General features: G+C 52.8%; 16 protein-coding genes. 7 read left to right on the forward strand and 9 right to left on the reverse strand.

Annotation, left to right across the window (positions count from 1 at the left end):
• Nucleotides 1-144: 144 nt before the first annotated feature.
• Nucleotides 145-969, reverse strand: coding sequence for an aldo/keto reductase (locus JF44_RS0100720; RefSeq protein WP_033067189.1), 825 nt, complete (start codon nt 967-969; stop codon nt 145-147).
• Nucleotides 970-1,065: 96 nt separating this feature from the next.
• Complete coding sequence (locus JF44_RS0100725) at nt 1,066-2,250, reverse strand: MFS transporter (protein ID WP_033067053.1); 1,185 nt, start codon at nt 2,248-2,250, stop codon at nt 1,066-1,068.
• 149 nt (nt 2,251-2,399) lie between these two features.
• Here JF44_RS0100725 and JF44_RS0100730 point away from each other — a divergent pair, with 149 nt between their 5' ends.
• On the forward strand, nt 2,400-3,314 hold the full coding sequence (locus JF44_RS0100730; RefSeq protein WP_081944288.1) for a LysR family transcriptional regulator: 915 nt from the start codon (nt 2,400-2,402) through the stop codon (nt 3,312-3,314).
• 7 nt (nt 3,315-3,321) lie between these two features.
• On the opposite strand, the gene JF44_RS0100735 is transcribed toward JF44_RS0100730, so the two are convergent.
• Entirely contained in the window at nt 3,322-4,272 is a 951-nt protein-coding gene (locus JF44_RS0100735) for an EamA family transporter (RefSeq protein ID WP_052065315.1), read from the reverse strand.
• A 215-nt stretch (nt 4,273-4,487) separates the two neighbouring features.
• Nucleotides 4,488-5,474, reverse strand: a complete 987-nt coding sequence (locus JF44_RS0100740; protein WP_033067055.1) for a mitochondrial fission ELM1 family protein — start codon at nt 5,472-5,474, stop codon at nt 4,488-4,490.
• Nucleotides 5,475-5,859: 385 nt separating this feature from the next.
• Between JF44_RS0100740 and JF44_RS0100745 the strand changes: the two genes are divergently transcribed.
• Both JF44_RS0100745 and JF44_RS0100750 read left to right on the forward strand, forming a co-directional pair.
• The gene (locus tag JF44_RS0100745) at nt 5,860-7,242 is read left to right on the forward strand and encodes a sigma-54-dependent transcriptional regulator (protein WP_033067056.1); all 1,383 of its coding nucleotides are present in this window, start codon (nt 5,860-5,862) and stop codon (nt 7,240-7,242) included.
• Between the two features lie 31 nt (nt 7,243-7,273).
• Nucleotides 7,274-7,783 carry a DinB family protein gene (locus JF44_RS0100750; RefSeq protein ID WP_052065317.1) on the forward strand — a complete coding sequence of 170 codons (510 nt, stop codon included), beginning with the start codon at nt 7,274-7,276 and terminating at the stop codon, nt 7,781-7,783.
• A 9-nt stretch (nt 7,784-7,792) separates the two neighbouring features.
• Here JF44_RS0100750 and JF44_RS0100755 read toward each other — a convergent pair whose 3' ends face one another.
• Together JF44_RS0100755 and JF44_RS0100760 are read right to left on the reverse strand one after the other, a co-directional pair.
• The gene (locus JF44_RS0100755) at nt 7,793-8,578 is read right to left on the reverse strand and encodes an enoyl-CoA hydratase/isomerase family protein (protein ID WP_052065319.1); all 786 of its coding nucleotides are present in this window, start codon (nt 8,576-8,578) and stop codon (nt 7,793-7,795) included.
• Nucleotides 8,579-8,678: 100 nt separating this feature from the next.
• Complete coding sequence (locus tag JF44_RS0100760) at nt 8,679-9,392, reverse strand: YoaK family protein (RefSeq protein WP_033067057.1); 714 nt, start codon at nt 9,390-9,392, stop codon at nt 8,679-8,681.
• Between the two features lie 185 nt (nt 9,393-9,577).
• Here JF44_RS0100760 and JF44_RS0100765 point away from each other — a divergent pair, with 185 nt between their 5' ends.
• Nucleotides 9,578-10,267 carry an orotate phosphoribosyltransferase gene (locus JF44_RS0100765; RefSeq protein WP_033067058.1) on the forward strand — a complete coding sequence of 230 codons (690 nt, stop codon included), beginning with the start codon at nt 9,578-9,580 and terminating at the stop codon, nt 10,265-10,267.
• Nucleotides 10,268-10,351: 84 nt separating this feature from the next.
• Here JF44_RS0100765 and JF44_RS0100770 read toward each other — a convergent pair whose 3' ends face one another.
• Together JF44_RS0100770 and JF44_RS0100775 are read right to left on the reverse strand one after the other, a co-directional pair.
• Nucleotides 10,352-11,080: a glutathione S-transferase family protein gene (locus JF44_RS0100770; protein WP_081944289.1), complete on the reverse strand. Its 729-nt coding sequence runs from the start codon at nt 11,078-11,080 to the stop codon at nt 10,352-10,354.
• A 9-nt stretch (nt 11,081-11,089) separates the two neighbouring features.
• Entirely contained in the window at nt 11,090-11,461 is a 372-nt protein-coding gene (locus JF44_RS0100775; RefSeq protein WP_033067193.1) for a VOC family protein, read from the reverse strand.
• A gap of 121 nt (nt 11,462-11,582) precedes the next feature.
• Between JF44_RS0100775 and JF44_RS0100780 the strand changes: the two genes are divergently transcribed.
• Nucleotides 11,583-12,473, forward strand: a complete 891-nt coding sequence (locus JF44_RS0100780; RefSeq protein ID WP_033067060.1) for a LysR family transcriptional regulator — start codon at nt 11,583-11,585, stop codon at nt 12,471-12,473.
• 178 nt (nt 12,474-12,651) lie between these two features.
• Nucleotides 12,652-13,275 carry a hypothetical protein gene (locus JF44_RS0100785; protein ID WP_156111549.1) on the forward strand — a complete coding sequence of 208 codons (624 nt, stop codon included), beginning with the start codon at nt 12,652-12,654 and terminating at the stop codon, nt 13,273-13,275.
• A 92-nt stretch (nt 13,276-13,367) separates the two neighbouring features.
• Here JF44_RS0100785 and JF44_RS0100790 read toward each other — a convergent pair whose 3' ends face one another.
• Entirely contained in the window at nt 13,368-14,234 is an 867-nt protein-coding gene (locus JF44_RS0100790; protein WP_156111550.1) for a hypothetical protein, read from the reverse strand.
• A 268-nt stretch (nt 14,235-14,502) separates the two neighbouring features.
• On the opposite strand from JF44_RS0100790, the gene JF44_RS0100795 reads away from it, so the two are divergent.
• Nucleotides 14,503-15,345, forward strand: a complete 843-nt coding sequence (locus tag JF44_RS0100795; protein ID WP_052065320.1) for a universal stress protein — start codon at nt 14,503-14,505, stop codon at nt 15,343-15,345.
• The last annotated feature ends 26 nt before the right edge of the window (nt 15,346-15,371 follow it).

Here is a 15,371-nt window from a genome sequence, read left to right on the forward strand (position 1 = left end):
GACCATCTCAAGCTCTTCTTGGTGGGAGGTCTTCTTCTTAAGCATGCCCCATTGAATCAAAAGTCCCCGCCATTGGCGAGAACTTTGTCAGCAATCTGAAAGGGGCTGCAACCAGCCCCTTTTTCATTGGTTATTGCGATGTGATCAGTCCCAGTAGGGGGCAAGTCCATCCGGGCTGACGATACGGCCGTTTTCGTTGGCAAGATCATGGATTGCCTGCATTTGTTCGCCGGTTAATTCGAAATCAAAGATATCGAAGTTTTCAACAACGCGGGCTTCGCCTACGGTCTTGGACAGGGCAATCACATTGTTCTGCTGAATGACCCAACGCAAGACGATCTGGGCAATCGATTTACCCTCATCAGAAGCAATTGCCTTGAGCGTTTCATTTTCAAACACCTTGCCATCGGCCATTGCGTAATAGCCGGTTAGCGACATGCCAAGCTTGTTGGCAGCATCCATGACAACCGATTGATCAAGAAACGGGTGATATTCGATCTGATTGGTAACAATCGGGGCATCGGAAAGTTCGACGGCGTCGTTCATCAGGGCGGTGGTGAAGTTGCTGACACCGACATGGCGAACCTTGCCGGCAGTTTTAACGTCATTTAGCGCGCCAATCTGTTCTGCCAGCGGCACCTCGTCATTCGGCCAATGCAACAAAAGCAGATCAACATAGTCGGTGCGCAGCTTTTTCAGGCTTTCATCGACCGATGCGATGAAATCATCGTGGCGATAGTTTTTCACCCATACCTTGGTCGTCAGGAAGATTTCCTTACGCGGGACATCGGACGTTTCGATTGCTTCGCCGACCGCTGCTTCGTTTTCATATATCTGGGCCGTATCGATATGGCGAAAACCGGTTTCAAGCGCTTTGGGCACGATACGTTTCACGTCATCTTCGGCCATACGAAATGTACCGAAGCCAAGTGCCGGAATGGTTGCACCATTTGTTTTGATATCAAACATTTTCATACCTTTTGATCACAGGGTTTAGTTGCGAAACACGCCAAAAAGAAATTCGTTCCACAGAAGAACGAATTTCTTTGGCTTAAATCACTCTGCTTATTCTGCTGGTTGCAATGCGGTGACATCACGACGTTCAAGCGCGCCGCTCAGTCGTGTCAGGCCCAGTGCACCAATCACCAGCACCGCACCAATCCACGGGGTCGCCCCCAGACCAAGGCTTGAAGAAACCACCTGGCCGCCAATCCACGCACCAAGGGCAATGCCAAGATTAAAGGCCGCGATATTAAGGGCCGAGGCAACATCGACGCCCCCCGGACGGTGCCGTTTGGCAAGCTGCACGACATAAAGCTGCAAGCCCGGTACATTGGCAAATTGCAGGAAACCAAGTGCACCCAGTGTGACAACAGCAGCGATTGGCGAAATCGCGGTAAAGGTAAACAGGACAAGCACGGCGGCTTGCAGAATAAACAGGATGCTCAGGGCAGTTACCGGGTTCTTGTTGGCGACCTTGCCACCGACAACATTACCGATGGCAATTGCGACACCATAAAAGATCAGGATCAGGCTAACCGACGTTTCTGCAAAACCGGTGATTTCCTGAAGGATCGCTGAGAGATAGGTAAACGCAACGAAGGTTCCACCATATCCAAGGGCCGTCATGCCATAGACAATCAACAAACGCGAGCTGCCCAGAACACGGAGCTGTTCCATGATGCTGGTGGCTTCACCGCGTTTCAGGTTCGATGGCAACAGGGCCGCGATCCCGACAAAGGAAATCAACCCCAGAAGGGCAACACCCCAGAAGGTCGCACGCCAGCCAAACATCTGACCGATAAAGGTACCAAGCGGCACACCGGTAACGATTGCAACCGTCAGCCCCATAAACATCATGGCAATGGCCGATGCCCGGCGGTCTTCAGGCACCAGATCCGCCGCAATCGTTGCCCCGATCGAAAAGAATACGCCATGGGCAAAGGCGGCAATCACACGCGCAACCAAAAGCATTTCATAAGTCGGGCTGATGGCGGCAACAACGTTACCAATGAGGAAAATCCCCATCAGACCAAGCATCAGGGATTTGCGGTTCATCCCGCCGGTAAGTGCCGTCAGAATTGGTGCCCCAAAGGTCACACCAAGCGCATAAACACTGACAATCAACCCGGCCAACGGCAGGGTAATATCAAGATCGGTTGCAACCGTCGGCAAAAGCCCGACAATCACAAACTCCGTTGTACCGATTGCATAGGCCGCAATCGTCAACGCAAACAAAGCAAGTGGCATTCGAATTCTCCTTCCGCGACGGACACGGATCATGTTTGCTAACGGGGACATCCCCCGAAATTTGACGGGACTATGCCAAACTGGGCCTTGCGCGATAATCCGGATTGCGCGACAACCATATGTGAATTCAATTCAAAGGATGGGAAGTATTGGACAATCGTGCAGGCGAAATGGAAACCTTCATCAAGGTCGTTGAGCATGGCAGTTTTTCGATGGCCGGGCGTGATTTGCACATGTCACCCTCCGCCGTCAGCAAACTGGTGACCCGGATTGAAGACCGCCTGGAAACACGCCTGCTTGTGCGCTCCACGCGCAAACTGCAGCTCACCCCCGAAGGCGAGCTATACCTGCACCGGGCGCGGACAATTCTTGATCAAATCGATGAAACGGATCGACTGGTTGCAGGCGGCGGACAAATTACCCCACGTGGTAAACTCAGCATCAATGCATCCATCGCCTTTTCCGAGGTTTTCATTATTCCGGTCCTGCCGAAATTCATGCAGCAATACCCCGACATCGAGTTGGACCTGACCCAAACCGATGGCATTGTTGATTTACTCGAAGAACGTGCAGATATTGCGATTAGATCCGGGGCGTTACCCGATTCAAACCTGATGGCGCGCAAGTTACTTGAAACCAGGCGCATGATTGTTGCGGCACCGTCCTATCTGGCAAGACACGGGACACCGCAAACACCGACGGATTTGCCGGATCACAATTGCCTACGCTTCAATTTTATCAAGGGTCGGAATTTCTGGCCCTTTACCGACCCTGATACCGGCCACCAGTTTGACCAAACCATCAACGGCCAATTCCATGGAAATAGCGGCCCGCTGGTCAAGGAAATGTGTATCTCGGGAATAGGTATTGCACGTATTGGTGCCTTTCACGTTCGCGACGCTATCGAACGCGGAGAGCTGGTTGAAATTCTACCCGAATGGACCAGAACCGATATCGAAACGGTACATGCCGTTTGGGCCGGGCACGCACATTTGGCAACGCGCATCCGGGCTTTTATCGACTTTCTTGCCGAAAACATGAAAACGGCCAATCGTTCCGAGTGAACCGAAATTATTCAGCCTTACGCAGCGTCAGGATTACAATACCGCTGACCACGATCAAACCGCCAACCATCTGGATCGGGCTGATCATTTGACCAAGCACCACCCATCCAAAAAGCAATGTTGCCACCGGTTCAACATTCATCACCGGCGCATTGCGTGCCATATCAAGACGCGGCACGGTGATGAACAATACTGAAAAAGCACTGCCATAAAGCACCATCAACGCTCCAAGGCCGATCCAGCCTACTGTCGCATCCGGCAGGCCCATGCCACCGGGCAGAACATCGCCAATCCCGGCAATGATCATGGCAATGAAAACCACCACCATGGTAAACATGGACCGCACCTGCCCGTTGATCCCCGCCAGTTTATGATCGGTGACCCAAAAGGCGACTGAAAGTGCACTCGCCGCCATCAAGGCAAAACCGATACCAAGCCACCAGTCTGATGGCACATCCGCCCCGCCCCCCAAAATGGTTGGCAGATCAAGGGCAAGAACAAGCCCTGATAGAATAAACAGCATCAAGGCGGCTGCGCGCAGGCTCGGGCGCGCCCCACCCAATCCCCAGGTCAAAAGAGCCAGAATGATCGGAAAGGTATTGGCCGTTAGCAGGGCCAGCGCAACCGGCACCCTTGCAACGGCAGAATACAAACACAGACTTTGAATCGTGATCATCAGGCCCAGCACCAATTGCCACCACCCCAAACCACGTGGCAAACGGATCGAATGGCGCTGGAAAAAGACAAGGGCGGCAAGTATGGATAAGGCCACCGCCGAGCGACACAACACCGCCAGCAACAATCCGGTCCCGTTTTCAAAAGCCAATCGCGCCGCAACGTGATTGCCGGCAAAAAAACAGGCAACCGCCGCCAAAATCATCACCGCAATCTGGCGCGGGAAAAGCTGTGGCGCATTATGTGGACGCAAAGGGGCTTGGCCTGGGCTGGTCGAGGGCATCGTGGGGCATTTCCAAAATGGGGTGGCTCCACGAATAGACCTTATGCACCATTATAAAACAAGATGTTATCCACTGTCCTGATGGGCAGGCGCGCCAGGCTCAGGACCAATTAATCCGGTGAATACGAAGGACAGACGTTATATTTACAAACTCCTGCCTCAAACCCCTTGGACTTCACAAATATACCGTCTGCCATTCAAACTAAATTAATAGGTCACGAGCCTAAAAATTCCATGCAGCGCTGTGCGACAAGCCGGGCCGGTTGCAAAGAGGGATGCGAAAACGGTACCAATTCCGTTTCCGGCAATAACGGGCGCGCAAAGCCCCCTTCAAACAGGGTCTGGTGCAAACGTTGGTGACGCTCGCTGGCCAAGCCTGTCGGAGCATAGATGTAAACACCGCCCGACGCAGCGGCGGCCTCGCAGCACATCGAGACGGAATCACTGGTCACGATCAGAACGTCGGCAAGTGCCAGATAGCCAAAATACGGATTTTCGTCCTGCGACGTCCAGTCATGCAGATGATAGGCAACACCAGACGCCGCCAGACGATCTGCAATCAGTTCTTCGCAATCGCGCCCTGTGCGGCGGCTGGTGGTCACCAGCAAACTTCCATCTACCGCGCTGGCGGCTTCAATCGCCCGCGAGATAACCTCTTCGGCCATGGCGCGGGTAAAGGTGGTTTTTTTGGTGCTTCCGCCAATGATCACGGCAAAGCGCGGCCCCGGAAGCCCTTTGAAATGCGCGCGCCATTTGTCAGCCTCGACCAGCAATCTGGTTTCGGTCACACGATGCGGCGCACCAGGCAGTTCGACAATATTTTCACGAACCGTCATGCGATCATGGGCGGGGACAGCAATAAGATCAAACGCATTCTCGCCACCATCCGGACGCATGATCTGGCAAATGCGGGTATGGCCACGACTTTGTTTTTTGATCCATCGCGCCACAGGGGCCGTGCGTCGCCCGGCAGAAATCACAAGATCCGGCCACGGGGCCACCAAACGGTTTTTGGAAACTTCATCAATTCCAATCAGGCTGGCGCCGCGAATGATGTTTGGCAGGCGGGCCAATTTTGTATAGCCGATATCAACCCGCTTGAAGGGCTGCGCCAAAGCTTCGGCGACACCGACGGCCTGACTGACATTCCCGGCACGATCATCGGCCAAAACCCAAATCAGGTGTGTGTCTTGATCGCTCATGCAGGGAACTTTCCTGACAGGTTTATTGCTTATGGACGCATCTTCAATCCGCGCATCGGCTTGGCCGTTCTGAGGAAGTGCGGACGCCTTTCTGATAGGTACAGCCTGATCCGCTTATTATCAAGCGCCAGCCACGGAAAATGCTTTAACACAGGCATTTATCACCAGCCGGATTACCATCGACCGTTGGTCTGTTCGGGCACGATCCGAATTTCACCCGCAATCATGCGTGTGCAAAATACGAACAATAACCGCATCTCGACGGTTGCGGACGCGCCTGCTACAACACCTTCAGAAATCAGCGTGTCCCGTGAAGGCACTCAAGATCATGGACAGGAGACGATGCGTTGTCCCCTGATCTTGATCAGGGTCAGAGGATAAATGTGTGTCAATAGTCAGCCAATGCGTTTTGCTTCTTACCGATGACACGGATGTGCGCAACGCCGCGCAACAAAGCCTTGCGCACGCCAATCTTGATCTTCAGGTCCTTTCAGACATGACATCGGCACTTGACCAACTTCACAGCGGTTGGACGGGGGTCATCATTGCTGACCATGGTATTGCGGATTTCAACATCTCCGATTTTCTGACTGCGATTGAAAAAATTGATCCGGAACTGCCGGTTATTTTGGTGGATGGTAAGTCTGACCTTGGCGAAACCACCCGACCAGACCCGACCCAACATGACGCGGCGTTTGATGTCATTGGGCCAATTTGCGCCCCCACCCAATTCAACAAGATCACCCAACGTGCGCTGCGCCATCGGAGACTTGTGCTTGAAAACCGGATGCTGCGCGGGGCGTTGGCCCACTATACCAACACAGCCCCTGCAATCATCGGCACCAGCCCGGCCATGGAAAAACTTCGCGCATCCCTGACCAAGGCTGCCGCCAGCCATGCCCATGTCCTGATCCATGGGGAAAGCGGGTCGGGCAAGGAAGTCATCGCCCGGAACCTGCACGTCATGTCGCGACGCCCCGGACCATTTGTTGTGGTGGATTGTGGTGGCATGCCCGAACACCTGATCGACGCAGAACTGTTTGGCGATAGGCCTTTTGAAACAGCCGGGACCAATCCCCACCCGATCGGCAAGCTTGATCTGGTCGATACAGGGACGCTTTTCCTTGATGAAATAGAAAGCCTGCCGCTTGCCCTGCAGGTCAAACTGTTACGTGTTTTGCAAGAACGCAGTCGCGGCCGTGCCCGCCCCGATCCCGGGCAACCACACCAAGCTGATTTGCGCATCATTGCAGCAACAAAGATCGATTTGCGCAAAGCCGCAACCCAAGGGGCATTTCGCGAGGATCTGTATTACCGGTTAAATGTTATCGAGCTTTCCATCCCCCCTTTGCGCGAACGTCCAGACGATATTCCCTTGCTATTTGATCACTTCACCCGTGATGCTGCCAAACGACTGGGCCGCACGGTTGATGCATTAAGCTTGGCTGAGATCACACAAATCAAAGCCCATGACTGGCCGGGCAACATTCGCGCGTTGCGCAATGCCGCCGAACGTCGTGTTTTGGGGGAAGATCGTCTAATTGCGCCGATGATGGCAGCCACGGATCAGGGCGAACCAAGCAGCCTTTCCCTGCCCCAACAGGTGGAAGGCTTTGAAAAAAAACTGATCATCGAAGCTCTTGGCAAACACGGTGGAAATGTTACTGCCACGGTCACTGCACTTGGGGTACCGCGTAAAACATTCTATGACAAATTGACCAAATACGGCATCATACCCGCAGAATTTCGCAGACAACGCAAAGCTTGAAGCCTTATTGGCATGACGGAGTGCTGCTGAGATGTCGAAAATGAATTTCAATGACTATGGACGCTGCATGGCCAAATATAACAGTTGGCAAAATGGCGTCCTGTTTGAACTCTGTGATCAAATTGGCGACGCGGAACGTCGCCGTGATCTGGGGATGTTTTTCGGGTCAATCCACAACACCCTCAATCACATCATTTATCTTGATCAGCGTATTCTCGATTTTCTTGAAACCGGCGAGGTCGGGGCATTTAACGCCACAACCATTGTTGCCGACGACTTTTCGACGCTTACGTCCATGCGCCGCGACGTCGATGCCAAAATCAGTGAATTTGTTGATAAAAGCGATCATAGCTGGCAGGACGAAACGATCGAGATGCAGGGACTTGACCGGGTAAAGCGCAAACTGCCCCGCCAGCTTTTCCTGATTCAGATGTTTAACCACCAAACCCATCACCGATCCCAAATCACAGCAGAACTACACAAAATGGGCATTGATTACGGCAATACCGACCTGCCCTTCACGCCTGATCTGCCGCTATGAGCGTGCGGGTTATTTGCCGCTAAAGACCGCTTTGCGCTTTTCAAGAAATGCCGTGTAGCCTTCCTTGAAATCGTCACTATCAAAGGCGCGATAGCCTTCATCAAATTCACGTGCATCAATTGCACCACCCTGACGCAGACGATTGATCATTTTCTTGTGCAGGCGCTGGGTAATCGGTGCGCCCCCGGCAATCCGCGCACCAGTTTTTGTGACCTCGGCCTCAAAATCCTCAAGCGGCACATGACGCGCAATAAAGCCGATTTCACGCGCTCGCATTGCGTCAAAAACCTGCCCTTCCAGCAAGATTTCAAACAGGGCGGCCTCGCCAAGAAGATCAAGCATGATTTCAAGTTCCGGATAGCCCAGCGTCGCGCCAAGCTTCATCGGTGGCACGGCAAACCTGGCATTATCGGCGGCAATTCGCAGGTCACACGATGCCGCCAAAACAAACGATGCCCCCATGCACGGACCATCAATCGCCGCAATCACCGGATGGGTGCAATTTTGAATGGTCTGAATGGCTTCGGCATGAAGCATGCCGTAATCACGTGCCTTTTCGAACCCGGCCCGTTCGCGCACAAATTCATGAATGTCCGCCCCCGCGCCAAAACCGGCCCCTTCGCCACCGCGAATGATCACACAGCGCAGTTCAAGATCATCTGACAGTTCCTGAGCAATCCGCGCCAGTTCCCCCCACATCGGTTTGGTCAGGGCATTTTTACGCTCTGGCTGACAGATGGAGATCGTGGCAACACGATCATTGATGGTGACATTCAATCCGGTCAGCTCAGACATGACATTTCCTTTGGGCTTGTGGGGCTGCTGTTTGGGCGTAATTTAATTCGGTAGACCTGTACCGAATAAACCCAAATGAGATTTTTGCCAATGGTGTCTGTTATTTACGTTTTGGCACAGGACTGCCCGACGGGGACAGGAAACGGGTCTGCAAACGGCTTGGCACCCAAAGGGCAAATGCGGCAATGATGGCGGTGGATCCAGCGACAAACCACAATGCTTGCTGACCAATTTCAAAGGTCAGAAGACCTCCGATCACAGCCCCCGCGACCATACCGACCCATGGGACGATCTGGATGATCCAGTCACGACGGCGATCCCCCGTCATCCAACGCCCGATCCCACGGCCAAACCGTGACAGCGCCCCGGTGACATAGGTTAGCCCGATGGGCAGCCCTTCGATATGTTCGACCGTAGCGTTGATCATGCCCATGGCCAAAACCACAACAAAGAACGCCGATGACCCGCGCATTCCCATCGGTAAAACAGCCGCCACACACAGCAAGGCTGCGACCACAATGAGCAACCCCGCCAGACGTTTGCGAAACCGGCTGGCAACCACCACGCCAAAGGCATTCCCAAGGATAAAGCATCCCACTGCCCCGATCAGAATGCCAAAAGTTGACCAGTCCCCCTCCCCGAGGGCAAGGGCAGCGCGCGTGGTATTACCCGACATGAAAGAAACAAAGTCACCTGCCATCAGAAGCCCGATGGCATCTGTCATGCCCGCGATCATGGAAATCGCCATCACCAGCACAAGCCCGATCCCCTTGCGGCGAACCACGATCAAACGGCGGCGTCTTTGTTGGCTCATTTCGCTGTATCCTGATTAAAAGCTTTGGCAATTAAACCGCATTTCCAGCTCTGATTTCCATAGCTGTTCGCAGCGGTGGTACTTTTGCACCATCCTGACCAAATGGTCAGCGGCTTTTCTTTGCGCTTTGGGGCCAAAAGCGCTAAGAGGTGCGCAAATATTCGTACCACTGGGGTAAAGTTGCCATGACCAATGAAAAACCGACCGCCCATTGCACCTATGCTGCCAAAACCGTCGCCAAGATTTTGCTTGATATCGGGGCTGTGAATTTCCGCCCGGAAGAAGCCTATATTCTGACCTCCGGCTGGGCCAGCCCGGTTTATATCGACTGCCGCAAATTGATCTCATTCCCGCGTGCACGTCGCAAGGTCATTGAACTTGCTGCCCGTCAGGTTTCCGATGCGGCCGGCTACGAGGCCTTTGACGCGGTTGCCGGTGGTGAAACAGCCGGTATCCCCTATTCCGCGTGGCTTGCTGATGAACTTGACCTGCCGATGCAGTATGTCCGCAAAAAGCCAAAAGGCTTTGGCCGAAAGGCCCGCATCGAAGGTGACATTCACGAAGGTCAGCGCGTTCTTCTGGTCGAAGACCTTGCAACCGACGGCGCATCGAAAGTCAATTTCGTCAATGCCATCCGCGAAGCCGGTGCTGAATGCAAACACGCCTTTGTTGTTTTCTTCTATGACATTTTCGAAGGCGCGCTTGATGAACTGCGCAAGGACGACATCGAAATGCATTATCTGGCAACCTGGGCTGATGTTTTGGCCGTTGCCGAAGAAGGCGAATATTTCAGCAAGGATGCCATCGAAGGTGTGCGTTCCTTCCTGAACGACCCGATTGCATGGTCCAAGGCCAATGGCGGCAAGCACGACTAAGCTTGCATCGCGCACGAAAACAAAACGCCCGCGCGGTCAATCCGGCGGGCGTTTTTTTTACATTAAACCAGTTCAGGCCAGTTTTCAGATTGATATGACGTTGCTTGTGTCCTCTTTCGCCAGCATCGTGGTTTCCGGCGGGATCATCTGCAAACGCCCGGCCAGATATCCGCTTTTTTGCAAAACGAAACTGTGCATTTCCGTCAAATAGCTTGCGGGTACTGCCTGTTTTACGTGTTGATGTGCCGCCAAATCCTGCGACCAGGCCTTCAGATATTTGAAACCGGCATAAATATCCCTGTTCAGTGCAAGTGAAATAAGCGGAAAGGGTCTGAAAACCGTTGCAAAAACCATATCAAGAAGGCCCAGTTCGTCGCGCTCGGCAATGGGTTTGGGCTTATGTAGTGATGCAACAATTTCCAGTTGCGCGTGGATTTGATGCAGCGTGACATCGACCATGTCTTCAGACAGGTCACGATAGATCAGGTCTGCTGTCCGTGACAGAATTTGCCCGCCGATTGCAATTAACCCTTGATGCAGGGCTTTCTCATAGGCATCACCCGGCAACATGTGTTTCCAGCTAAGATCATCAAGATAGGTGCAAATCGCATCTGCCTCAAACAGGACCTTGTGATCGTCAATGATCAGGATCGGCACATTGCCGGTTGGACTAAGTTTTAGAAACCAGTCAGGTTTATCATCAAGCAATATATCCGTTCTGCGATGGGGAATATTGTTTTTGGCCATCATCATCGCAACGCGCTGCACATAAGGGCATAGCCGATGTCCAACCAAATGAAATGCCCGATACATCACAGCCCCCTATCCCATGAAATGGACATTGAGTTTGTTTCCATCCGGGTCCCGGAAATAGGCCGCATAGAACCCGTTTTCATGGCGCTGCCCCGGTGCACCTTCTGATACTGCTCCCAGATCGATTGCTTTTTTGTAGACCTCATCTACTTGTGCACGGGAACTCCCCGACAATGCGATCATCGTGCCGTTACCAACGCTTGCCGCTTTGCCATCAATTGGAATGTGAACCGAGAACGCAGGTGTATTCTCAGACACCGCCCAAACAATGAAGTCGGGCATCTCAAACACACGCTGCGCGCCAAAAGCCCCCAGCAGTTCGTCATAAAAGCCTGCCGCACGAGACAAGTCATTCGTCCCGACCGATGTATAACCAATCATCATTTCTTCCTAAGTTGTGACCGCGCGTGGCGTTACGTCACTCAACCTACTGACTTGCATTTTTGTAATGAATAGGCACTTTTGAACTGTAACTTTGCAAATTTGTAATCGGGAAGATTGAATGGACTGGAATCACATCAAGTCGTTTCTTGCCATTGTCGAGACAGGCTCCCTCGAACTGGCAGCCCGAAAATTGCGGGTCAGCACGACAACCGTATTTCGCCACATCCATGCGCTCGAAGATCATACCGGAGCCAGATTGTTTGACCGCATACGGGGGCACTATCATCTGACGGAGGCCGGCAATGACATGCTTGCACCTGCCCGCCAGATCATGAACTGTTTTGAAACAATCGGCACTGATGTATCGGGACGCGACACATCGCCATCGGGCTTGGTTCGCATTACCGCGCCGACAAGCTTTTCGTATTTTCTGCTGCCCGAATATCTCAGCGACTTTCACAAACATTTTCCTGATATCCAGATCGACCTTTTGTCGAGCAATCAGGAATTCAACATGACCCAACGGTATGCCGATATTGCTGTTCGGGTATCATTGCACCCGCCAGAACACCTTGTTGGAACGGAAGTACGCGAACTGCAATGGGGGATCTATGGCGCACAAAACAAGTCGTTCCCGGAAAATCCGGATAGCTTGCTGAGTGAAGCATTTATTGGCGCGTCAGGCACCTTGGCCAGTTATGCCCCCTATAAGTGGCTTGAACGGCAGTTACGCACACACCCTGTCCATCATACAGACGATCTGGTCGCGATGGCACAATTGGCACGGGCTGATGTCGGGCTGGCCTGCCTGCCATCTGACCTTGCAATTCCGGGGTTGCGGTTGCTCCGCACTTTACCGGAAATCACCGCCAACAAACTTTGGGTGCTAACCCATCCTGATCTTAGAAACATCTCGCGTATCCGCGAAACCATGCGCTGGATCACCAGATCACTGCGAAACGAACCTCGGCTTACGGTGCCCACCGAAATCCCGAACAACTCCGCCTGAAACGCAAATCGGGTTTCGCCATGTCATCAGATCGCAACCTGCCCGGACTGGACACATTCAGCAAGGGGGTTCAATATGTTGCCAAGCAAAAGCAAAGTCATAGCAGAAACTATGACAGGTTTCGGGATAACTAAATGACGTGACCACGGCGTGCCGCCACCGGTCCAAGGAGCAATGCATGTCGATGCGCAAGATTGCCAAATGCCTGCCTGCCATTGCACTGGGAATGGGAATGAGCCTGGCCCTGTCTGGCTGCATGGCGCCGGTCGAAGAACCAGTCACCGTCTCCAACAGTTCCGATACCATTGTCACCCCGTGGGGGGCTCCGTCAGGTGCATCGCGCCCGCAAACGGGGACGACCGATCCCTCCGCCACAGGAACAATGGCAGCAACAGCGGTAAAAAATGACAATCTGATCATGATGGAAGACGCCAACCGCAAGGCCCTTGACCAGATTCAGCAAAAACAAATCGACGAAGCCCGCATTGCACTGGGCATTCTTGATCGCATGGCGCAACGCTGCGTTCAGGCCGGTGACGCAGCGGCCTGTGCCACCCTGCAAAGCAACTGGAACAGCCTGTCGCAACAATTGCACAAAACCCTGTCAATGATGGCAGGGGATACCATGCAAATGCAAAACAGCATCCCGGCAGACGATCCAGCAATGCCTGCCATGGATGAAAGCGCCCCCGCAGCACCAATGGCGCCTGCCGCCGCGCCTGCGATGGACGCCCCGGCAAACAGCAATGCGCCCACCATGGAAAAAACCATCCCGATGACAGAACCGGGCGCAGACGGTTAACAAAGTCTTTTTTATAAACGACCATGCCCCGCTTTGCTTCAAGCAACCGCAAGCAGCTATAGGCGGACAAAATGTCCGCCTATATCAATGTATCAGGACGGCGGCATACGCCCATGATCCAATTCTGCAATACCTACACTCACGTTATCCAAAACATACTCTCGAGGTTCTTCACGACCAGAAAGTGGGATGGACTTCATTTTCAAGAAGTAGTCTATACCCTGCCCTCCTGAGAACTCACCTTGGGCGTGCGCCACGACGCTAGAAGACCTTTTGGTATAGCCGTCGGTATTTATAATACCATGCTTATAGCATTCATCGAATACGTTCTGGATTGGAACAAAGTAAAGGTGATGGTCCCCTGACCCAGAACTAATTTTCACACGATCATTGAACCAAACAGCCACCCAACCAGTAAGGGGCGTGGAAGCAACAAATGGTGTCTTGTACTTATCTGTTTTCAATACATACGTCGCCTCTAGCATTGTATACGGCTCACATTTCGCTTGTTGATGTACTGAAAACTGTTGAACAATCGAAGCACTCTCTTCTCTAGTTTCCGATAAGGAAATATTTCTCTCAACAGTTGCGCTTCCTTCAACAAAGCCCGGTTTGCCTACCTTTACGGTTACACTCACTCCAAGGTTCTCAGCTTCAGTAACAGACCAAAGCATTTTAGTTTCAGATGATTCAGTTCTACTGAACTCTGTGGTCTGCTCAACACCTGTATCGTTAATGTATTTTCCATAAGTATAGTAGGAGTTTCCAGGCAACACCGACCTCTGTCCATCTAAGTATTCAATCGTGCTATTCGCAACTTGAACTTGATACTGGTGATAATTATCGAGTTGACCGTGCGGACCGTAATTTGTGCTTGCTGTAAAGAACAAACTGGTATTTAGCTGCTCTGCCTTCCAGCGCCCCCAGGTATCTGTAATAATTTGCAGTGGTTGTGCCATTTGGCCCTCCATTAGATTTCAATTGCATTCATATGACGTAAGAATCAGATGGACGTGAAAAACAATCCCGATGACAGAACCGGGCGCAGACGGTTAACACCAAAACCTCACGGCAATATCTTGAAAATTCCGCGCTGTAGCGCGCTCTTTGAGATAGAACAAAGAATCCACCCGACAACACCGATAAGATTTCTCCATACCGTAAAGCCCTGACGCGGATTGATGCATTTCACACCGCACAGCGCGCCAACCAAATGGAGATCGGATCATGTATCGCGATATTCTTGTTCACATCGACACGTCAGCCGCCTGCAAGGAACGTCTTTCCGTGGCACTGAAAGTTGCCAAGGCACAGGACGCCCACCTTACCGGTCTTTTCCTGCTGCCCTATCCTGAAATTCCGCGTTTCATGGAAGTCCAGATCACCGAAGAAATCATCACCCAGCAACGCGAAGCAATGGCCGAAACCGCCAAAGCCGCCCGCGTGGAATTTGAGGCTGCCTGCACCGCTGCAGGCATTGCCTTCAGCTGGCAGGAAACCTCTTGCCCGGCATCGGAAATTGCCGACACCGCGGCAATGTATGCCCGTCACCATGACCTGACAGTTCTGGGGCAACATGATCCCGAAAGTTCGGACCCGTGTTCTGTTTCGGAAATGCCCGACAAGGCCATTCTGACCTCTGGCGCGCCGGTTTTGATTGTGCCCTATGTCGGTAAATTTTCCACCATCGGCGAACGTGTCATGGTCGCCTGGAAACCTTATCGCGAAGCGGTACGCGCCATGAACGACAGCATGCCGTTCCTTGAAACAGCCAAAAGCGCCTTGGTTCTCTGTGCCGATCCGAACAAGGGCGCGCGCGATACCCTGCCGGTTCCCGGTGTCGATATCGGCGAACGCCTGAAACGCCATGGCATCAATGCGCGCAAGGAAACCATGAATGCATCGGGCATCGGGGTTGGTGATCTGTTGCTGTCACGTGCGGCCGATGAAAGCATTGATATGATTGTCTGTGGTGCCTATGGCCGTCCGCGCCTGCGCGAACTGATGATGGGCGGTGTGACACAGCATCTTTTGCGTCACATGACGGTCCCGGTTCTGATGTCACACTAGACCTGAGGCTTGGCCCCTGCCCCCAG

This window comes from Thalassospira australica, assembly GCF_000763295.1.
Classification (GTDB): domain Bacteria; phylum Pseudomonadota; class Alphaproteobacteria; order Rhodospirillales; family Thalassospiraceae; genus Thalassospira; species Thalassospira australica.